This is a genomic window from Streptomyces sp. NPDC087420 (assembly GCF_044744165.1).
Taxonomy (GTDB): domain Bacteria; phylum Actinomycetota; class Actinomycetes; order Streptomycetales; family Streptomycetaceae; genus Streptomyces.
The window spans coordinates 411,473-429,408 of sequence record NZ_JBIUXU010000008.1; the positions used below are offsets into that span (position 1 = coordinate 411,473).

Here is a 17,936-nt window from a genome sequence, read left to right on the forward strand (position 1 = left end):
TGCTGTTCGCGCGCGCCCCGGCCAAGTCGTCGGTGCGCCTAGGGCACTGCGCCCGGCAACGGCGGCCCCCGCCCCCCCCCCCCCCCCGCCCCGGGCGGGGGGGGGGGGGGCCCCCGCCCCCCCGGCCCCCCCCGCGCCACTCACTTTGCGCCTAAGCCGGCGAGCCCCTTTCGCGCCTAAGCCGGCGCCGCTCTCGCGGATGTGGTTGCTGTGGGTGGGGGTTGCTCAATTGATGGTTGCGGTCACTGCGCGGTGGTGTGCGGGACTACCAGTAGATGACTACCTTGTCGCCTGTTTTGACCTCGACGAAGAGGTCCGCGATCTTTGCCTCGTCCCGGACGTTGACGCAGCCGTGTGACGCGCCGCTGTAGCCCCTGGCCGCGAAGTCCGCCGAGTAGTGGACCGCCTGGCCGCCGCTGAAGAACATCGCGTACGGCATCGCGGTGTCGTACAGCGTCGAGACGTGGTGCCGGGACTTCCAGTACACCGTGAACGTGCCCTCGCGCGTCGGCGTGTACTCCGAACCGAAGCGCACATCCATCGTCGACACTCTCGTCCCGTCGACCATCCACGACAGCGTGCGGCTGTTCTTGCTGATGCACAGCACCCGCCCCTTCAGACACCGGGGATCGGGCTCCGCGACCGGCCGTTCCGTCGGCGGCCACAGTTCGGCGCCGGTCGGCTTCCGCGTCATCGTGAGCAGTTTCTGCCAGGTGACGCTGTCCGTCGTGCCCGTACGGGACAGTCCGCGCTTGCCCTGGAAGGACGAGACGGCCGTGGCGGTGAGCGTGCCGTAGTAGCCCGTCGGCGTGCGGTCGAAGTGGCCGATCTGCCGCAGCCTCGCCTGGAGTTCGCGCACCTGGTCGCTCTCGGCCCCGCTCGCCATCACCGTCCTCGGCTTCGCCGCGCCGGGCGAAGGGGTACGGGCGGAGGACGGCGTACGAGCGGAGGCGGAGGCGGAGGCGGAGGCGGAAGGCGATACGGAACCGGAAGGGGACGGCGCCGCGGTCGGCCGGGCGGCGGGGTTCTTCGACGGCCTGGGCGGCGCGGAGGGCAACGACGTACCGGATCCGGCCCCGGGAGTGGCAACCGCCCCCGCGCCGCCGCCCGACTTGCCGTCAGCACCGGCCGGCCGGCCGTCGGTCGGCTGCGCCGTACAGCCGACACCCACGGCCAGCACGGCCGCCGCCGCGAGCCCTCTGCGCAGTGCGGAGGTCCTGAGCATCTTCGCTCCCCTGTTTCTCCCTCTGAGTCATGAATTCCAGTGGCAACTCCCCGGAAAGAAACCGCTTCACACCCGGCGCGGTCCCTGGCCCCCGGAAGATTCCGGGCATGGCGGGCCCCGATGTTTGCCTCCCAGCGCCGATCATGGGGGCGGACAGCACTCATACGGACACAGAGGCCCCGGACCATGGCACCCGACCCCCACCCCGCCCGTTCCACCGAGAGCGGTCTGCCCATCGAGCCCGTCTACGGCCCCGCCGCCCTCGACGGCTGGGACCCCGCCGAGAAGCTCGGCGCGCCCGGCTCGTACCCCTTCACCCGGGGCATCCGCCCGACGATGTACACCGGCCGGCCCTGGACGATGCGCCAGTACGCCGGGTTCGGCACCGCCGCCGAGTCCAACGCGCGCTACCGGCAGCTCATCGCGCACGGTACGACCGGCCTCTCCGTCGCCTTCGACCTGCCGACCCAGATGGGCCACGACAGCGACGCGCCCCTGGCGAGCGGTGAGGTCGGGAAGGTCGGGGTCGCCGTCGACTCGGTCGACGACATGCGGGTGCTGTTCGACGGCATCCCCCTCGACCAGGTCTCCACCTCGATGACGATCAACGCGCCCGCCGCGCTGCTGCTGCTGATGTACCAGCTCGTCGCCGCGGAAAAGGGAATTCCGGGAAGCGCCCTGACGGGCACGATCCAGAACGACGTGCTCAAGGAATACATCGCCCGCGGCACCTACATCTTTCCGCCGGAACCCTCCCTTCGGCTGGTCGCGGACATCTTCACGTACTGCCGTACGGAAATGCCCCGGTGGAACACCATCTCGATCTCCGGCTACCACATGGCGGAGGCCGGCGCCTCGCCCGTGCAGGAGATCGCGTTCACCCTCGCCGACGGCATCGCGTACGTACGGACCGCTCTCGCCGCCGGAATGGACATCGACGAGGTCGCGCCCCGGCTCTCGTTCTTCTTCGTCTCGCGGACGACGCTGCTCGAAGAGGTCGCCAAGTTCCGGGCCGCCCGGCGGATCTGGGCGCGGACCATGCGCGACGAGTTCGGCGCGAAGGACCCGAAGTCGCAGATGCTCCGCTTCCACACCCAGACGGCCGGGGTCCAACTCACCGCCCAGCAGCCGGAGATCAATCTGGTACGGGTCACCGTCCAGGGCCTGGCGGCGGTCCTCGGCGGCACCCAGTCCCTGCACACGAACTCCTACGACGAGGCCATCGGCCTCCCCACCGAGCGCGCCGCGCGCCTCGCGCTCCGTACCCAGCAGGTGCTGGCGTACGAGACGGACCTCACCGCGACCGTCGATCCCTTCGCCGGTTCGTACGCCGTGGAGGCGATGACGGACGAGGTGGAGGCGGCGGCGGTGGCGCTGATGACCCGGGTCGAGGATCTGGGCGGGGCGGTCGGGGCGGTCGAACGCGGCTTCCAGAAGGCGGAGATCGAGCGCAGCGCGTACGAGGTGGCCCGGCGGACCGAGAGCGGCGAGCGGGTCGTGGTGGGGGTCAACCGCCACACCCTGGAGCCGGGGACGGACGAGGCGCCGTACGAACCCCTGCGCGTCGACCCGCGGATCGAGGCCCGGCAGGCGGCGCGGCTGGCGCGGCTGCGGGCGGAACGCGACGGCGCGGCCGTGGCGGTGGCGCTCGCGGACCTGCGGCGCGCGGCGGCGGGCACGGACAACGTGCTGTACCCGATGAAGGAGGCCCTCAAGGCGCGGGCGACGGTGGGGGAGGTGTGCGGGGCGCTGCGGGAGGTGTGGGGGACGTACGTGCCGACGGACACCTTCTGACGTCCGGCGTCCGGCTTCTGACCGGGGCTTCTGACCGGGTACGCGCGGTCGCCGCGAACCCGGATGCGTGCGTACGAACCGGTCTGCGAGACTCGCGCCCATGTTGGGTGTCACGGATCTGCCGACCTATCTCGTCGGCCTTGTGCTGATCGTCCTGCTGCCAGGACCGAATTCGCTGTACGTCCTCTCCGTCGCGGCCCGGCGCGGGGTCCGCGTCGGGTACCGGGCGGCCATGGGCGTCTGGTGCGGCGACACCGTGCTCATGGTGCTGTCCGCCGCGGGGGTCGCCTCGCTGCTCCAGGGCAACCCGCTGCTCTTCGGGATCGTGAAGTACGCGGGCGCCGGGTATCTGACCTGGCTGGCGGTCGGGATGCTGCGCGCGGCCCGGTCGCTGTGGAGGAGCCGCCACGAGGGGGCCGGCGAGGGGGCGGCGGGGGCGGCGGGGGAGCGGGACGAGGCGGGCGGTGCCGGTACGGCTCCGGAGGCGGTGGAGCGCCCGTACCGCAGGGCCCTGCTGATAAGCCTGTTCAACCCCAAGGCGATCCTCTTCTTCATCTCCTTCTTCGTGCAGTTCGTCGACCCGGGCTACGCGCACCCGGCCCTGTCGTTCGTCCTGCTGGGCGTCCTCGCGAACGTCGCCAGCGCGCTCTACCTCTCGGCCCTGATCTTCGGCGGCACACGGCTCGCCGCCGCCTTCCGCCGCCGCAAGCGCCTCTCGGCGGGCGCGACGACCGCGGCGGGCGCCCTGTTCCTGGGCTTCGCCGTGAAGCTCACGGTGAGCAGCGCGTAGGCCCGTCCGTCAGGGCCGGGTCATGGGGTGGTGGCCGTGGGGTTCGCGGTGAAGGCGGACGGCGGGGAGTCGGACGGCGGGGAGTCGGTCCCCGTGGGGGTTACGAGCACCGGCGGGGTCGCGGTCCGGCCGTTCGGGGCCGACGGGGCAGGGCCGGAGTCCTGGCTGACCGTGCCGAACATGGCGAAGGCACCGATGAGACCGAAGAGGACGACGGCTGTGGCCGCGCAGCCGAGCAGCAGCGTCCTGTGGCCGGATCCCCGTACTTCCCCTTCCCCCGTCCCCTCCACCACCGGGACCGGGGCCGGACCGGCCGACTCCACCACCGGGACCGGGATCGAGCCCGTCGACCTGGTCCCCAGCTCCGCCGCGACGATCTCCGCGGGCGGCCCCAGCCGCGCCAGGATGCCGCGTACCGCCTCCGCGTCGAGGTTCTCCACCTCGTCCATCGCCGCGTCGATGTGCTCCCGGATCTCCTGCCCCAGCTCCGTGCGGCGGTCCGCCGACAGGAACGCCGACGCGGTGTCGAGGCGTTGCAGGTACTCCGCGATGAGCTGATTCCGTACAGACGTCATCCGTGCTTCTCCCCGGTCTCCAGCAGTTGGTCCACGGCGGTCCGGAAGGGCGCCCACTCGGCGGCGAAGTCCGCCAGCGCCCGGTGGCCGGTGGAGGTCAGCGAGTAGTAGCGGCGCGGCGGCCCCGTCTCGGACTCGCGCCAGGAGGTGCTCACCCACTCCTCCTTGCGGAGGCGGGACAGGAGCGGATAGATCGTGCCTTCGCTGGTGACCAGCCCATGGGCGTCACACAACTCCCTGACCAGCTCGAAGGCATACTTCTCACCGTCGCGGAGCAGCGCGAGGACGCAGAACTGGAGCACCCCGCGCCGGAGTTGGCTGACTCCGGGGCGTGTCCCACCGACAGGTACCATGCAGTGCAAGGTACCTGTCGGTCTCCTGCCGGGCAACCTCCCCCACCTCCGGTCACCGGGCCGGGCGCCCTGTTATTTCCACTCCGGATCGTCTCGTTTGCCCCGCCGACGGGCCCAGTTCACCCAAGGGTCGTCCACGTTTCCTAACGTGTCGCCGACCCGCCATCTGTCAGCGGGACAGCAGACGCTTGGAGCAGGATGACAATGGCCCGCAACAGATGGCCGAGGGTGCGCAGCTCGGAGACCCCGGTCGTCGCACCCGACGGCACCGCAGACCAGGCCCGGATCAGGCCGACCGAGCTGGACGAGTGCCTCCGTGCCTGCGCCGTCCACAGCGGCAAGCTGGTCGCCGGCCTCGACCGGCGGCGCACGGAGCTCGCCGAGAAGCTCCGGCACGCGCTCGCCACCCACGCCCTCGCGGAGTCCGGCACGCCCGCCCGCGCCTCGTCGGCCGGCAGCGCCGCCGCCGCCCTGCTGCGCCGCGGCACCAGCGCCGTCGGCGTCTCGGGACCGGCCCTCGGCGGGGACCTGCTCGACGCGCTGCTCGCCGTCGGCAACAAGGCGCTGGAGTGCAAGTACGACGACGAGCTGAAGCTCGCCCTCCTCATCAGCGACACCGTGCTGACCCAGCGCAAGAACTCGCGCGCCGGATGGCGCCTGCGCGCCAGGACGCTGGAGGCGTTCGGCAACGAGTCCGCCGCCATCGAGGCGTACGACCGCTACCTCGCGCTCACCGAGGAGGACGGGTTCGGCGTCGCGACCAGGACCGCGGGCCTGCGCACCGGCCGCCAGTACCAGGCGCAGCTGCTGGCGCAGCTGAAGAGCGAGCGCCCCCGGTCCGCGCTGTACTCGCACGGCCTGCCCACCGACACCTGGGCCGAGGGCCTGGTCCTGCACGACCGCGGCGACTGGGAGCAGGCCGAGCTGCGGCTCATCGGCGCCCTGCTCACCATGGCCGGCGACGGCACCCCGGTGCCCGACCTCCAGGACGCGCTCGCGCACTACCTCGACCTGCGGATCTCGGTGAACGGCGGGGACGCATCCGAGCTGCGCGACCTCGTCGGCCTCTACGCCGAACAGCGCAGGAACCGCATGCGCGGCCCGGTCGCCGACCCCACCTACGGCGGTGTCGAGTGGCTCAGCCTCGGCGAGTTCCGCAACCAGATCGCCGGCAAGTCCATCTGCCTGATCGCCAACTCCCAGAGCGTCGGCCGCGGTTCGATCGGCCGGGAGATCGACGACTACGACCTGGTCGTCCGCTTCAACTCGTACAAGATCGACGCCCCGGCCACCGGCAAGCGCACCGACATCCACGTCTCGATCCACAAGCACAGCTTCAACTGGGACCAGAAGGTCACCACGCGGCTGATCTTCGGCGGGATCTCGGGCGACTGGAAGCACTCCGTGCGCAACCGCCTGGTCCCCGGCGCGCAGACGTACCTGGGCGACGAGTCGCTGCGCTGGCCGCTGCGCAACATCGGCCAGATCGGCGCGAGCGTCTGGCCGTCCATCCCCACCAGCGGCTTCAATATGCTCTGGCTGCTGGATTTCCTGGACGTCAGCCCGCGCCTCGACCTGATCGGCTTCGACTTCTACGAGAGCGGTGCGTACCGGCTCCAGGAGGCGATGCGCATGCCCATCACCTCCGTACACGAGTACACCACCGAGAAGGCGTGGGTCATGGAGCGTGCCCAGAGCGTGAACGACACGAGGATATCCCTGCGATGACCACCACCAGCTTCTCCGGCGTGGCCCCGGCCGACACCTCCACCAACGCGCTGACCGGCAAGCGGCGTATCGCCTTCGCCAGCTTCGTGGACGAGAACTACCTGCCCGGTTTCCTGGTGCTGCTGCGCAGCCTCGCGCTCTCCAACCCGGGCGTGTGCGAGGACTTCATCGTCCTGCACGACGGGCTGCGCCCCGCCTCGGTCGCCAAGATCCGGGCCCTGCACCCGCGGATCGACCTGCGCCGCGTCGACGCCGAGCGCTACGAGTCGTACGCCAAGGGCGACCAGGACAACTACCTGGTGCGCAAGGCGTACTTCATCCTCGACGTGTTCCGTATCCGGGACTACGACACCGTGATCACCCTGGACACCGACATGGTGGTCCTCGGTGAGCTGGGTGACCTGCTGAAGCTGCGCGACGGGCTCGCGGCCGTCCCGCAGTTCTTCTACGGGCAGCACAAGCTCAACAGCGGACTCCTGGTCATCCAGAAGGAGTACCTGAGCGACGAGTTCTGCGCCCGGATCGACGCCACGGGCCGCTCGGGCGACTACGAGCTGGACAAGCACGACCAGGGCATCCTCAACGCCGTCCTGGACGGGGACTTCGTCCAGCTCGACGCCCGCTTCAACTTCGTGAAGCGCCGGCTCTCCGGGGACCTGGAGGTGCCCGACGAGACGGCGATCCTGCACTTCACCGGCCGGCACAAGCCCTGGCAGGGTGGTGAGCAGGGGTACGGCAAGGCCGAGGACCGCTGGCGCGAGTTCGTGCTGTCGGACGCGGACTTCCACGCGGCGTACATGGGGCGCGGCGGCACCACCCACCACGACCTGCTCGTGCACTACGGCACTCCGCACGTCGCGCGCACCGGCGACGTGGAGAGCGCCCGCCGGGTCGCCCTCGCGCACATCGGCGCGGGCGAGTTCGAGGAGGCCGTGCGGGTGCTGTCCTCCGTGCACATCCCCGTCGACTCGTCCTGGCCGCACGAGGTGTACGGCCACGCGCTGATGAGCGTGTCCCGGTACGAGGAGGCCGAGGCGCAGCTGCTGCTGGCCACCGCGGCCCCCAACCGGGCGGCGACCGCCTTCTCCCGGCTGGCCCAGATCGCCTGGATCCACAACGACGACACCACCGCGCGCGACTACGCGATGGAGGGGCTGCTGGTCGACCCCACCCACCGGGCGAACCGGCTGATGCGGATCCGTACGTCCACGGTGCCGGCCCAGCGCGAGGGCGCGCCCGAGGACCAGCTGGCCCATGTGGCCTTCTACATGCCCCAGCAGGGCAACGCGGGCGACAAGCTGCTGCCGGAGTCCGTACGGCTCACCTTCGGCGAGGACACCGGAAACCGCCGCTGGCACTCGGTGCACGCCCACCGGCTCTTCGACGAGGAGGCGCTGGAGGGGGTCAACGCCCGGCGCGGACTGGTCATCGGCGGCGGCGGGCTGTTCATCCCGGACACCGCGCCGAACGGTAACAGCGGCTGGCAGTGGAACGTACCGGACGACCGCCTGAACCGGATCGACGTACCGATCGTCGTGTACGCGGTCGGCTTCAACGCCTTCGACGGCCAGTCCTACCGGGCCGCGCGCTTCCACTCCAGCGTGCGCCGGCTCGTCGAGCGCTCGGCCTTCTTCGGGCTCCGCAACCACGGCTCGATCGAGAAGGTCAGGGCGCTGCTGCCGCCCGAGCTCCAGGACAAGGTGCGCTTCCAGCCCTGCCCGACCACGGTCACCCGCCAGCTGGTCCAGGGCTGGACCGACCCCGCCGTACGCGAGAACACGATCCTGATCAACGCCGCGTACGACCGGGCCGGGCTGCGCTTCGGCCACGACTACGCGCACTTCCTGGCGGAGATGGCGAAGGCGATCCGGGCGCTGGGCGCGCACGCGGAGGTCAAGTGTGTGGCGCACTCGCTGGACGACGAGAAGATCGCGTTCGACCTGCGGCGCCAGCACGGCATCTCGCTGCCGGTGATCCCGATGTACGACTTCGAGAACGACGAGATCAGGGACCTGTACGCCCGTACGAAGCTGGTCATCGGGATGCGCGGCCACGCGGGAATGATCCCGTTCGGCTGCGGGACGCCGATCATCAGCCTGATCTCGCACCCGAAGATGACGTACTTCCTGTCGGACATCGGGCGGCCCGAGTGGGGGGTGTCCGTGCACGACAAGAACCTCGGCGCGGTGCTGACCGAGCGGGCCGTGGGTCTGCTGGACGACCACGCCGCGTCCGTGGCGGACGTGCACGCCCGGCAGCAGGAGCTGTGGAAGATCACCCAGGCGAACGCGTCCGACCTGCGGGTGATCCTGGGAGCGTGACGGCGGCGGGGGGGCGGGGGGGGGGGGGGGGGGGGGGCGCCCCCCCCCCCCGGCGCCCGGAGTTGTTCCTCGGGGGCTCCCAGGACTCAGTCCCCGCGCAGGACCGTCCTGCGCAGCTTCTTGGCCCGGCGCACCATCCGCCGCGCCGTCGCGTTGCGGGGCAGCCGCGCCAGCTGGGCCGGCACCCCGCCCGGCAGGCCGAGCCCGGTCAGCCGGCGCCGCTTGAAGTAGCGCCAGGTGCGCTCGTCCAGGTGCCGGGAGAGGTACGCCTCCGCCTCGCCCCGCAGCTCCGGGTATATCTGCGGCTGCATCGCGAAGCCCACGGCCGCCAGCAACCCCGGCAGGTGGGGGTCCGGGCGGTGGGTGCCCCGGTCGTCCAGCGGCGGCAGCAGCGCGTCCACGATGGTCACCGGCACCCGGTTGCTGTTCTGGTACGGGGCCAGCCGGTCCAGCAGGATGTCCGTGCCGACCCGCGCCACCGGCAGGCCGTAGAACGCGGACGCCGTGAACAGGGCCGTGGAGAAACACCCCACCACCAGCGCGGGCTTGATCCGCCGGAACAGCACCTCGGCGAGTACGGGGGAGTCGAGGAGGGTCAGTTCGACCCCGGCCTTCTCCGCCTCGCTCTCCAGCAGCCGCGACCAGACCGCGGGCGCGGCCGGATGCGGCTTGAAGATCACCCGGGTGTGCCCGAGGGCCGCCGCGCCCTTCACCATCCGTACGTGCAGCTCCTCCTCCTCGCGCTCGGTGAGGATGCCGAGCGCCGAGAGGTACTGGCCCAGGAGCAGGGCGGGAGCGACCGCCGGGGTCTCGAACTGCTCCTCCGCGTCGGCGAGTTCGTCCAGCACGCGGACGAACGCGTCCGTCGGCACCAGCTCCGGCTCGACGCCGAACTCGGTGAGGAGCCGGGGCGTGAGCCCCGGGACGAGATCGAGGTGCAGCAGCCTGCGCACCCGCCCGCCGATCAGCGGGTCGATCTTGGAGCGGGTGGGGCCGTAACTCATCAGACCGTCCGCGTACACCTCCATCGAGGCGCCGCCGAGGATCTGCGCGATGGCCTGCGCCGGGTTGACCTGGATCGATTCCACGATCAGCTGGAGGTCGTCGTCACCGAGCCGCCACGCGAGCCGCAGATGGCGCTCCCAGAGCGGCAGGTCGTCGGGCCGCGGCTCCCAGACGCCCGGGTGGAAGGGCGCGATGGTCTCGTTCCACGACACCAGGTCGTCGAAGCGGCCGCGCAGCCGCGCGAAGCCCGGCATGTCACTGACGGACGGGGTGAGTTCGGGCGTACCGGCGTTGTTGCTGACGACCAGCAGCCGGCGGCCGGCCGGGCGGAAGAGCCCCGCGTCGATCGCGGCGGCCAGCGTCGCGGCCCCGTACAGCGTGGAGACGCAGAAGATCTGCGTCGTCTCCCGCGCACCGGTCACATAAGGCGAGGTCACCATCACGCGGCCGCCTTCGCGGCCGACATGGATCGCTTGCCCAGGCGGCGCAGCCGCTCCGAGCGCTCGAAGTCCATCGAATCCAGTGCTTCTTTCAAGATGTCCTGGGGGAGCCGTTTCAGGGCGGCGGCGCTCAGGGAACGCAGCTTCTTCGCCACCGCCGGTTCGAACCGCTCTTTCGCCCCCAGGTGGTGGGCGATGATCGCGCAATAGGTGCGCACGGCCTTGGACAGGAAGCGGTCGGCGTCGGCGTCCTTCGCCGTCTCCTCGATCACCTCGTCGAAGGCCCGGATGAAGTCGAGCTGGCGTACGTCCCCGATCTGGGTGAGCGACGACGCCACCCCGCGCCGGTAGAACACCCCGAGCAGCCCGACGGCCGCGAACGACTCCGCCTCGCGGTGCAGCCGCCAGATCCACGGCCGGTCCTCGGCGGTGCGCAGCCCGTGCGTGAAGTGCACCAGGCCCCGGTCGACGATGCGGCGGTGGTAGATCCCCGCCCACGCGTAGGCGTAGTCGACGGACGTGGTGCGGTGGGCGGGCAGGATCGCGTCGCGCGGGTTCAGGACCTCGCCGCGCCGGCCGACCGGGACCCGGTGGACCGTACGGGCCCTGCCGGTGAACTGGACATGATCCGTACGGACGAAGTCGCAGCCCAGGGCCTCGGCGGCGGTCACCAGCTGGGAGTAGTAGCCGGGCGCCGCCCAGTCGTCCCCGTCCAGGAAGGTCACGTACTCGCCGCGGGCCGCGTCGATGCCCGTGTTGCGCGCGGTGGCCAGACCGCCGTTCTTCTCATGTCTGAGGAGCACCGCTCCTGGAAGATCACGCTCCGCCCGTTCGAGTATTTCGGGAGTTCCGTCGGACGAACAGTCGTCCACGAGGAGGAACTCGAAGTCCTCACGGGCGTTGGCCCGCAGGCTTCTCAGTGTTTCGAGGGCATATGTCTGCACGTTGTAGAACGGCACGACAACAGAGAGCTTGACCACCCGCGTCACGCTAGAGGGCGCCTGATCTTCCACGCTGACATTCGGGCGCACGGAAGGTGAACGACGAGTGGCGGAATGATGAATCCAGTCGCTTCTGTCCCCCTGCCCCCATTCGTAGAGGTGCTGTTAACCCTTTATTGCCGTTGAGTTGGGCTGACGAAGGGAATCACTTCCTAACGTCCAGGGCGTGCCATCACGTACCAGTCCAGCGGTCCGGGTCGCGGTGCTCGCCGACTCCGACACCCGGTGGAAATGGGGCGCGCTGACCGCGCGCCGCATCGCCCCGGAAGACCGCTCCGTCGAGCTCAGCGGGTTCCTGCTGCGCGGCCGAGCCACGCCCACCGCCCGACAGCTCGCCGAGGTCGGGGCGGACGCCGATGCCCTGCGCGAGATGACAGGTACCGCCTTCCTGAAGACCCTGCGCGAGGAGCCGTACGACATCGTCGTCCTGGCCCTCGTCGGCGGAGCCGTCCAGGCCATGCTCCACGGCATGGCGGCCCTCGGCCTGCCGGACCGGCCCCTCGTGGTCACCGGCTACGTCGGGGTCGTCTACGAGAAGCTCGCCGACGGACTGCTGCTGCGCCACGGCGCCGACGTCGTCCTCGCCAACTCCCGCTACGACGCCAAGCGGTTCCGCGAGGTGTACGAAGGGGTCGGCGCCGACGCCTCCTCCGTCACCGAGGCGGCCCTGCCCTTCCTCGCCGGGGAGCGGTACGTCCCCGAGGAGGGCCGCGACACCGTCGTCTTCGCCGCGCAGCCGTCCGTACCGGTGAGCCGCGCCGACCGTACGTACGTGCTCAGGCGCCTCGTCGAGCACGCCCGGCTGCACCCCCGCCGCGAGGTGCTCCTCAAGCTGCGCAGCAAGCCCGGCGAACAGACGACGCACATCGAGGAGTTCCCGTACCAGAAGCTCGCCGAACGGCTGCCCGGCGGCCTGCCGCCCAACTTCCAGCTGGTGTACGGGCACATGGGCGAGGTCCTGGACCGTACGGACCTGCTGGTCACCGTCTCCTCGACGGCCGCGCTCGAATCGCTGCACCGGCGCATCCCCACCGCGATCCTCACCGACCTCGGCATCCGTGAGCCGCTGGGCAACCACCACTTCATCGGCTCCGGATGCCTCGCGTCCTGGGACCAGCTGGACGGCGGCTACCGCCCGAAGGCCGACGTCGTCTGGGCCGACCGGCAGGGCGTCGCCGCCGACGGCGCGTACGAATCGGCCTTCGACCAGGCCCGCGCGCACGTCGCGAAGCTGCTCGCCGAGCCCGGACTGCCGCCGCTGCGCCCGTACTACACGACCACCACCGCACCCGGATACCTGCCGCCCCTGCTCGCCCGCTACCACCTGGCGGCCGACGGGACACCCCTCCCGGGCGTCAGGGCCGAGTCCAGCGACGACTCCCGGATGCGGCGCGCGGTGCGCGAAGCCGTACGGGGAGCGGCGCGCGGCGCCTACCGGCACGGCGTGCAGCGTGTGGCCCCCGTCATCCGCCGCATGGGCGAGCTGTGACCGGCCCGGCCGCGCACGCGGCCGACCACACGACGCAACGACCCACGGACCGCCCGGTGGCCGGCCCTCTGGACCCGTCCAAGGACCGGGCCCCGAACCGGCCCCTGGACCAAGGAGCACAGATGAACGCCGTCCTCGCCGTGATCCCCGCCCGCGGGGGATCCAAGGGCGTGCCCGCCAAGAACCTCGCCCCCGTCGGCGGAGTCCCGCTGGTCGTCCGCGCGGTCCGCGCCTGCCTCGCCGCCCGGCACGTGACCGACGTCGTCGTCTCCACGGACGACGCGGCCATCGCCGACGTCGCCAGGACCGCCGGCGCCGAGGTCGTGCTGCGCCCCGCCGCCATCGCGGGGGACACCGCGACCAGCGAGGCGGCCGTCCTGCACGCGATGGACGCGTACAACGCGATGCGCGGAGTCACCGCCGACGTGGTGCTGCTGGTGCAGTGCACCAGCCCGTTCATCACCGCGGAGGACCTCGACGGCGTCGTGTCGGCCCTCACCGAGGACGGCGCCGACTCCGCCCTCACCGTCGCGCCCACCCACGGCTTCATCTGGCGCGACGACCGCACGGGCAGCACCGAGCGCGACGGCTACGGCGTCAACCACGACAAGGCCAACCGCCCCCGCCGCCAGGACCGGCCCCAGGAGTACCTGGAGACCGGCGCCGCCTACGCGATGCGCGCCGCCGGATTCCGCGCGGCCCAGCACCGCTTCTTCGGCCGCACCGCGCTCGTCACCACCGACCCCGCCCGGGTCCTGGAGATCGACGACCCGCACGACCTGGCACGGGCCCGCGCCCTCGCGCCACTCCTCGACCCGGCGGCGCTGCCCGTCCACGACGACATCGACGCCGTCGTCCTCGACTTCGACGGGACCCAGACCGACGACAAGGTCCTCATCGACTCCGACGGCCGCGAAATGGTCGCCGTACACCGGGGCGACGGCCTCGGCATCGCCGCGCTGCGCCGCTCCGGGCTGGAACTGCTCATCCTCTCCACCGAGCAGAACCCCGTCGTCGCGGCCCGCGCCCGCAAACTCCAGGTCCCCGTCCTGCACGGCATCGACCGCAAGGACCTGGCGCTCAAGCAGTGGTGCGACGAACACGGCATCGCGCCCGAGCGCGTGCTGTACGTCGGCAACGACGTCAACGACCTCGGCTGCTTCGGGCTCGTCGGCTGGCCGGTGGCCGTCGCGAGCGCCCATGACGCCGTACGCGCCGCGGCGCGTGCCGTCACCACGACTCCGGGCGGCGAAGGGGCGATCCGTGAGATCGCCGCCTGGTTGCTGGGACCGGGACTCCACGTCCCGTCCCCGCAGGAGAAGACCCCCACGTCTCACGCTCTCCGCCCGAACGACACCCCCCACACGATCAACGCCCACGACAAGTAAGGACCCCTCATGAGCACCGACGCCACCTCCCGCCTGCGCACCCTCGGCACGCGGACCGCCGGCCCCGGTCGCCCCGTCTATGTCACGGGTGAGATCGGCATCAACCACAACGGCGAGCTGGACAACGCCCTCGCCCTGATCGACGTCGCCGCCGACGCGGGCTGCGACGCGGTCAAGTTCCAGAAGCGCACCCCGGAGATCTGCACCCCGCGCGACCAGTGGGACATCGAGCGCGACACCCCCTGGGGCCGGATGACGTACATCGACTACCGCCACCGCGTCGAGTTCGGCGAGGACGAGTACCGCACGATCGACGAGCACTGCAAGAAGCGCGGCATCGACTGGTTCGCCTCCCCGTGGGACACCGAGGCCGTCGCCTTCCTGGAGAAGTTCGACGTCCCCGCCCACAAGGTCGCCTCCGCGTCCCTCACCGACGACGAGCTGCTGCGCGCCCTGCGCGGCACCGGCCGTACGGTCATCCTCTCCACCGGCATGTCGACGCCGAAGCAGATCCGCCACGCGGTCGAGGTCCTCGGCAGCGACAACATCCTGCTCTGCCACGCCACGTCGACGTACCCGGCCAAGGCCGAGGAGCTGAACCTCCGCGTCATCAACACCCTCCAGGCGGAGTACCCGAACGTCCCGATCGGCTACAGCGGCCACGAGACCGGTCTCCAGACCACCCTCGCCGCCGTCGCCCTCGGCGCCGCGTTCGTCGAGCGCCACATCACCCTCGACCGCGCGATGTGGGGCTCCGACCAGGCCGCCTCCGTCGAGCCGCAGGGCCTCCAGCGCCTCGTCCGTGACATCCGCACGATCGAGGCGTCCCTCGGTGACGGTGTCAAGAAGGTGTACGAGTCGGAGCTCGGCCCGATGAAGAAGCTCCGCCGTGTCGCGGGCGTCGTCGCCGAGTCCACCGAGCCGGTCTCGGTCTGACGACCATGCCGACCCCCAGCGCGGGCAGCGCCCCGCACTCGCAAGCGATCGCGTTCGTCGAGAGCCCGGTCCAGCTGCTGAACGTGCTGGAGTGGGCCAGGACGGCCGTCGTCCTCGACGGTGACGGCGCCGCCGGACCCCGTGCCGGCGGTGCTCCCGCCGGCCGGGCCGACGCGCTCACCGTCGTCGTCCTGTCCCCGACCGACCCCATGTCGCGCGGCCAGCTCCGGCGGATGGCCGACCTGGCCCGCGACGAGGGGTTCACCGTGCGCTGGGAAGAGGCGCGGAGCGGGGCCGGGGCGCCGCTGCGGACCGTACGGCAGCTCACACCGCTGCTGCGCAAGGCGGACCGGATCGTGATCGGCGATCCGTTCTCCCGGTACGTACAGCTCCTGCTCACGCTCGTCCGCGGCAAGCGGCTGACGGTCGTGGACGACGGCACGGCGACCATGGAGTTCATCGGCCAGGTCGCCCGCGGGGAGCGCCTGGTGCGCTGGCACCGGCGCGGCAGCGGCCGGGGGCCGCGCGAGCTGGTCCTGGCACCGGTCACCGCGGCGGCCCGGCGGCGGCTCACGCCGTCCGCCGACCGCCCGGTGGAGGTCTTCACCTCGATGCCGGTGGACGAGGCGCCGGAGGGCATCGAGGTCACACCGAACACCTTCGAGTGGACGAAGGCCACCTTCGGCCCGCCGTCGATCACGGAGACGGCGGACATGGTGGGCACCTCGCTGGTCGAAACGGGCGTGGTGGACGTGGACCAGTACATCGCGGCGGTCATCTCGCTGGCCCGTACGCACAACGCGGCCCGCTACTTCGCGCACCGCCGCGAGAGCGTGGAGAAACTGCACCGCCTCCACGCGGACACGGGCCTGGAGATCGTCCGCCCCGACCTCCCCCTGGAACTGATCGCCCGCCGCGGCCCCATCGGCAGCACGGTCCTCAGCTTCCCGTCCACGGTGGTCCACACCCTGCCCCTGGCCCTGGCGGGAACGGGCGTACGGATCGCGGTCTGCGACATCGCCCCGGAATGGCTCAAGTCCTCGGCGTCCCCCCGGGCCCAGGGCTTCCTCTCAGGCGTCACCACCACAGCCAGAGACGTCCACCGCCTCTCCCGCATCCCGTCCCCGGCCTGACGGCCGCACACAACGAAGGCCCGCGTCGCCTCTTCCCACCAGGTGGCACGGGCCTCGTCATATCAGCGGGTCAGTAGAGGGCGGCCAGATCGACCAGGAGGACGTTAGGGCGCCCCGCCGCCGCTCGAGTCAGGTCCTGGTGGAAGCCGGCCAGGGAGAACAGGGCCAGGACCGAGCCCTCTGTGTCGTATCCCTGCGCGGACAGCAGCGCGCGGATGTGTTCCAGGCGGGCCAGATCGTGGGGGCCCCGGCGTTCGATCGTCGCCTTCGCCTCCCCGAGCAGCCGGATTCTCGCGCCGGGCTGTCGTGGGCGGCTGTCCAGGTCGAGTGCGAGGACGTCGACCTCGTGGGAGGTTCTGGCCGCCGGGTCGGGGACGACCGTCGTACCGATCGCCCCCGGCTCCAGGCCGGGGAGCACCTCGGCGAGGTGGTTCCCCGTCCACTGGCGTGCCAGCTCCTCGAAGTGCGGGCCGAGGATCTTGGACCGGAAGGTGGCGGACGACGTGTGCCACGCCTGGTCGGCGCGGCCGCGGTCGATCAGATCGGCCCGGGGGACGGTGATGAGCTGGTTGAACCGGATCACGGGATCGACAAGTTTGATGCTGGTGTGGCGGCTGCGGAGGATGTCCTCCTCCTTCACCACGTACCCGGAGCTTTTCAGGACGTCCAGGGGATGCGCCAGCGCCGTACGCTCCCTGCCGATCAGACCGCCGATCTTGGACGGGGAGGACGCGCCGCGGGCGAGGGCGGTGAGTACGTCGTAGTAGAGCGTCCTGCGGGTGATGCGCGGGTCCTCCCGCAGCAGGTATTCCGTTTCGGTGCGGGTGAAGACCCCGATGTCGGGGCTGAGGAGGTTCTCGATCACCCATGTGTCGAAGCCGCTCTCCGTGTCGGGCGTGCCGGTGGCCACCAGCTGCCGGTAGCCCGGGGCCCCGCCGAGCGTGGCGTGCACGCGCAGTGCCACGGCCGGGTCCTCGATCGACCACAGACGGCGCGCGGCCCGGTAGCCGAAGGCGGCGAGCCGCATGTCCATGGCGGCCCGCCCCCGGAGCGGCTGCGTGCCGGACAGCAGTTCGTGCATGACGCTCATGGCGGAACCGCACAGGATGATCCGGCCACGGACCGGACGGCCGACTCCGGACCGGGAGTCGTCGTAGAGCTTCTGGAGGATGCCGGGGATCTCGGGCGAGTGCTCCAGAAGGTAGGGCAGTTCGTCTATGACCAGCAGCGGGACGGTCGCCCGTTCGGCGACCTGGTCGAGTGCGGTGGCCAGGATCCGTTCCCAGTCCCCTATCTCCAGGCTCGCGTCCGGTAGCCCGGCGTACGCGGCGATGGCGTCCGTCGCCCGGCGCGAAGCGCTGACCCGGCCCTCCTCCCGCACCGCCGTGAGGTACAGGCCCCCAGCCCGCTCGGTCAGGGCTCGCAGGAGGAACGACTTGCCGTGACGTCTGCGGCCTGACAGCAGGCCGAGCCGCAGATGCGGGTCGTCGGCCGCCAGGAACTGGTTCAGGGTGCGCCACTCGCGGTCGCGGTCCAGCACCCGTGCGGGTTTGTCCAGCATCGCCTCGGTCGCCAATCCGTATAGGTGGACCTATACGGATCAGTATATGTGGAGCACTACGAGGGGGAGGTGGCGATGGGGGAGATGGCGATGGGGTTGCGGGAGGGCCGGTGGGGCTGGAGTGAGGGAGGGGAACGGGCCGCGCTACCCCACCCGCTCGTCTCACCATGCGGGCCGCCCGCCTGATTTTTGGCTGG

14 protein-coding genes are annotated in these 17,936 nt (G+C 71.2%); 8 read left to right on the forward strand and 6 right to left on the reverse strand.

Annotated features, from left to right (window positions below; translation table 11 throughout):
* Positions 1–265 precede the first annotated feature (265 nt).
* Complete coding sequence (locus tag ACIO1C_RS19315) at positions 266–1,225, reverse strand: L,D-transpeptidase family protein (protein ID WP_401864942.1); 960 nt, start codon at positions 1,223–1,225, stop codon at positions 266–268.
* Positions 1,226–1,411: 186 nt separating this feature from the next.
* Between ACIO1C_RS19315 and ACIO1C_RS19320 the strand changes: the two genes are divergently transcribed.
* Positions 1,412–3,019: a methylmalonyl-CoA mutase gene (locus ACIO1C_RS19320; RefSeq protein WP_401864944.1), complete on the forward strand. Its 1,608-nt coding sequence runs from the start codon at positions 1,412–1,414 to the stop codon at positions 3,017–3,019.
* Between the two features lie 100 nt (positions 3,020–3,119).
* Complete coding sequence (gene leuE, locus ACIO1C_RS19325; RefSeq protein WP_401864947.1) at positions 3,120–3,809, forward strand: leucine efflux protein LeuE; 690 nt, start codon at positions 3,120–3,122, stop codon at positions 3,807–3,809.
* Between the two features lie 20 nt (positions 3,810–3,829).
* Here leuE and ACIO1C_RS19330 read toward each other — a convergent pair whose 3' ends face one another.
* Both ACIO1C_RS19330 and ACIO1C_RS19335 read right to left on the reverse strand, forming a co-directional pair.
* On the reverse strand, positions 3,830–4,384 hold the full coding sequence (locus tag ACIO1C_RS19330) for an HAAS signaling domain-containing protein (protein WP_401864949.1): 555 nt from the start codon (positions 4,382–4,384) through the stop codon (positions 3,830–3,832).
* On the reverse strand, positions 4,381–4,737 hold the full coding sequence (locus ACIO1C_RS19335) for a PadR family transcriptional regulator (RefSeq protein WP_401864952.1): 357 nt from the start codon (positions 4,735–4,737) through the stop codon (positions 4,381–4,383). Before ACIO1C_RS19335 ends, ACIO1C_RS19330 begins: the two co-directional genes overlap by 4 nt.
* 204 nt (positions 4,738–4,941) lie before the next feature.
* On the opposite strand from ACIO1C_RS19335, the gene ACIO1C_RS19340 reads away from it, so the two are divergent.
* Positions 4,942–6,465 carry a hypothetical protein gene (locus ACIO1C_RS19340; RefSeq protein ID WP_401864955.1) on the forward strand — a complete coding sequence of 508 codons (1,524 nt, stop codon included), beginning with the start codon at positions 4,942–4,944 and terminating at the stop codon, positions 6,463–6,465.
* Positions 6,462–8,786 carry a glycosyltransferase gene (locus ACIO1C_RS19345; protein WP_401864958.1) on the forward strand — a complete coding sequence of 775 codons (2,325 nt, stop codon included), beginning with the start codon at positions 6,462–6,464 and terminating at the stop codon, positions 8,784–8,786. Before ACIO1C_RS19340 ends, ACIO1C_RS19345 begins: the two co-directional genes overlap by 4 nt.
* 86 nt (positions 8,787–8,872) lie before the next feature.
* Here ACIO1C_RS19345 and ACIO1C_RS19350 read toward each other — a convergent pair whose 3' ends face one another.
* Positions 8,873–10,231, reverse strand: a complete 1,359-nt coding sequence (locus ACIO1C_RS19350) for a polysialyltransferase family glycosyltransferase (RefSeq protein WP_401864961.1) — start codon at positions 10,229–10,231, stop codon at positions 8,873–8,875.
* Positions 10,231–11,211 carry a glycosyltransferase family 2 protein gene (locus ACIO1C_RS19355; protein ID WP_401864964.1) on the reverse strand — a complete coding sequence of 327 codons (981 nt, stop codon included), beginning with the start codon at positions 11,209–11,211 and terminating at the stop codon, positions 10,231–10,233. The genes ACIO1C_RS19350 and ACIO1C_RS19355 overlap by 1 nt, the downstream gene beginning before the upstream one ends.
* A 187-nt stretch (positions 11,212–11,398) precedes the next feature.
* On the opposite strand from ACIO1C_RS19355, the gene ACIO1C_RS19360 reads away from it, so the two are divergent.
* From ACIO1C_RS19360 to ACIO1C_RS19375, 4 genes are all read left to right on the forward strand, one after another.
* A complete protein-coding gene (locus tag ACIO1C_RS19360; RefSeq protein WP_401864967.1) occupies positions 11,399–12,721 on the forward strand; it encodes a DUF6716 putative glycosyltransferase in 1,323 nt (440 codons plus the stop codon).
* Between the two features lie 122 nt (positions 12,722–12,843).
* Positions 12,844–14,109, forward strand: coding sequence for a cytidylyltransferase domain-containing protein (locus tag ACIO1C_RS19365; RefSeq protein ID WP_401864970.1), 1,266 nt, complete (start codon positions 12,844–12,846; stop codon positions 14,107–14,109).
* A 9-nt stretch (positions 14,110–14,118) separates the two neighbouring features.
* Positions 14,119–15,045 (forward strand): N-acetylneuraminate synthase family protein, encoded by a 927-nt coding sequence (locus ACIO1C_RS19370; RefSeq protein WP_401864973.1) that lies wholly within the window; start codon positions 14,119–14,121, stop codon positions 15,043–15,045.
* Between the two features lie 5 nt (positions 15,046–15,050).
* Complete coding sequence (locus ACIO1C_RS19375) at positions 15,051–16,178, forward strand: hypothetical protein (protein WP_401864976.1); 1,128 nt, start codon at positions 15,051–15,053, stop codon at positions 16,176–16,178.
* 70 nt (positions 16,179–16,248) lie between these two features.
* Here the strand turns inward: ACIO1C_RS19375 and ACIO1C_RS19380 are convergent, their stop codons facing one another.
* The gene (locus tag ACIO1C_RS19380) at positions 16,249–17,739 is read right to left on the reverse strand and encodes an ATP-binding protein (RefSeq protein ID WP_401864978.1); all 1,491 of its coding nucleotides are present in this window, start codon (positions 17,737–17,739) and stop codon (positions 16,249–16,251) included.
* Positions 17,740–17,936 lie beyond the last annotated feature (197 nt).

What these genes read in the sequence shown, in the direction of transcription:
- ACIO1C_RS19315 (WP_401864942.1), bottom strand. Translation starts at nt 1,225, where the DNA reads ATGCTCAGGACCTCCGCACTGCGCAGAGGGCTCGCGGCGGCGGCCGTG.
- ACIO1C_RS19320 (WP_401864944.1), top strand. Translation starts at nt 1,412, where the DNA reads ATGGCACCCGACCCCCACCCCGCCCGTTCCACCGAGAGCGGTCTGCCC.
- leuE (WP_401864947.1), top strand. Translation starts at nt 3,120, where the DNA reads ATGTTGGGTGTCACGGATCTGCCGACCTATCTCGTCGGCCTTGTGCTG.
- ACIO1C_RS19330 (WP_401864949.1), bottom strand. Translation starts at nt 4,384, where the DNA reads ATGACGTCTGTACGGAATCAGCTCATCGCGGAGTACCTGCAACGCCTC.
- ACIO1C_RS19335 (WP_401864952.1), bottom strand. Translation starts at nt 4,737, where the DNA reads ATGGTACCTGTCGGTGGGACACGCCCCGGAGTCAGCCAACTCCGGCGC.
- ACIO1C_RS19340 (WP_401864955.1), top strand. Translation starts at nt 4,942, where the DNA reads ATGGCCCGCAACAGATGGCCGAGGGTGCGCAGCTCGGAGACCCCGGTC.
- ACIO1C_RS19345 (WP_401864958.1), top strand. Translation starts at nt 6,462, where the DNA reads ATGACCACCACCAGCTTCTCCGGCGTGGCCCCGGCCGACACCTCCACC.
- ACIO1C_RS19350 (WP_401864961.1), bottom strand. Translation starts at nt 10,231, where the DNA reads ATGGTGACCTCGCCTTATGTGACCGGTGCGCGGGAGACGACGCAGATC.
- ACIO1C_RS19365 (WP_401864970.1), top strand. Translation starts at nt 12,844, where the DNA reads ATGAACGCCGTCCTCGCCGTGATCCCCGCCCGCGGGGGATCCAAGGGC.
- ACIO1C_RS19370 (WP_401864973.1), top strand. Translation starts at nt 14,119, where the DNA reads ATGAGCACCGACGCCACCTCCCGCCTGCGCACCCTCGGCACGCGGACC.
- ACIO1C_RS19375 (WP_401864976.1), top strand. Translation starts at nt 15,051, where the DNA reads ATGCCGACCCCCAGCGCGGGCAGCGCCCCGCACTCGCAAGCGATCGCG.
- ACIO1C_RS19380 (WP_401864978.1), bottom strand. Translation starts at nt 17,739, where the DNA reads ATGCTGGACAAACCCGCACGGGTGCTGGACCGCGACCGCGAGTGGCGC.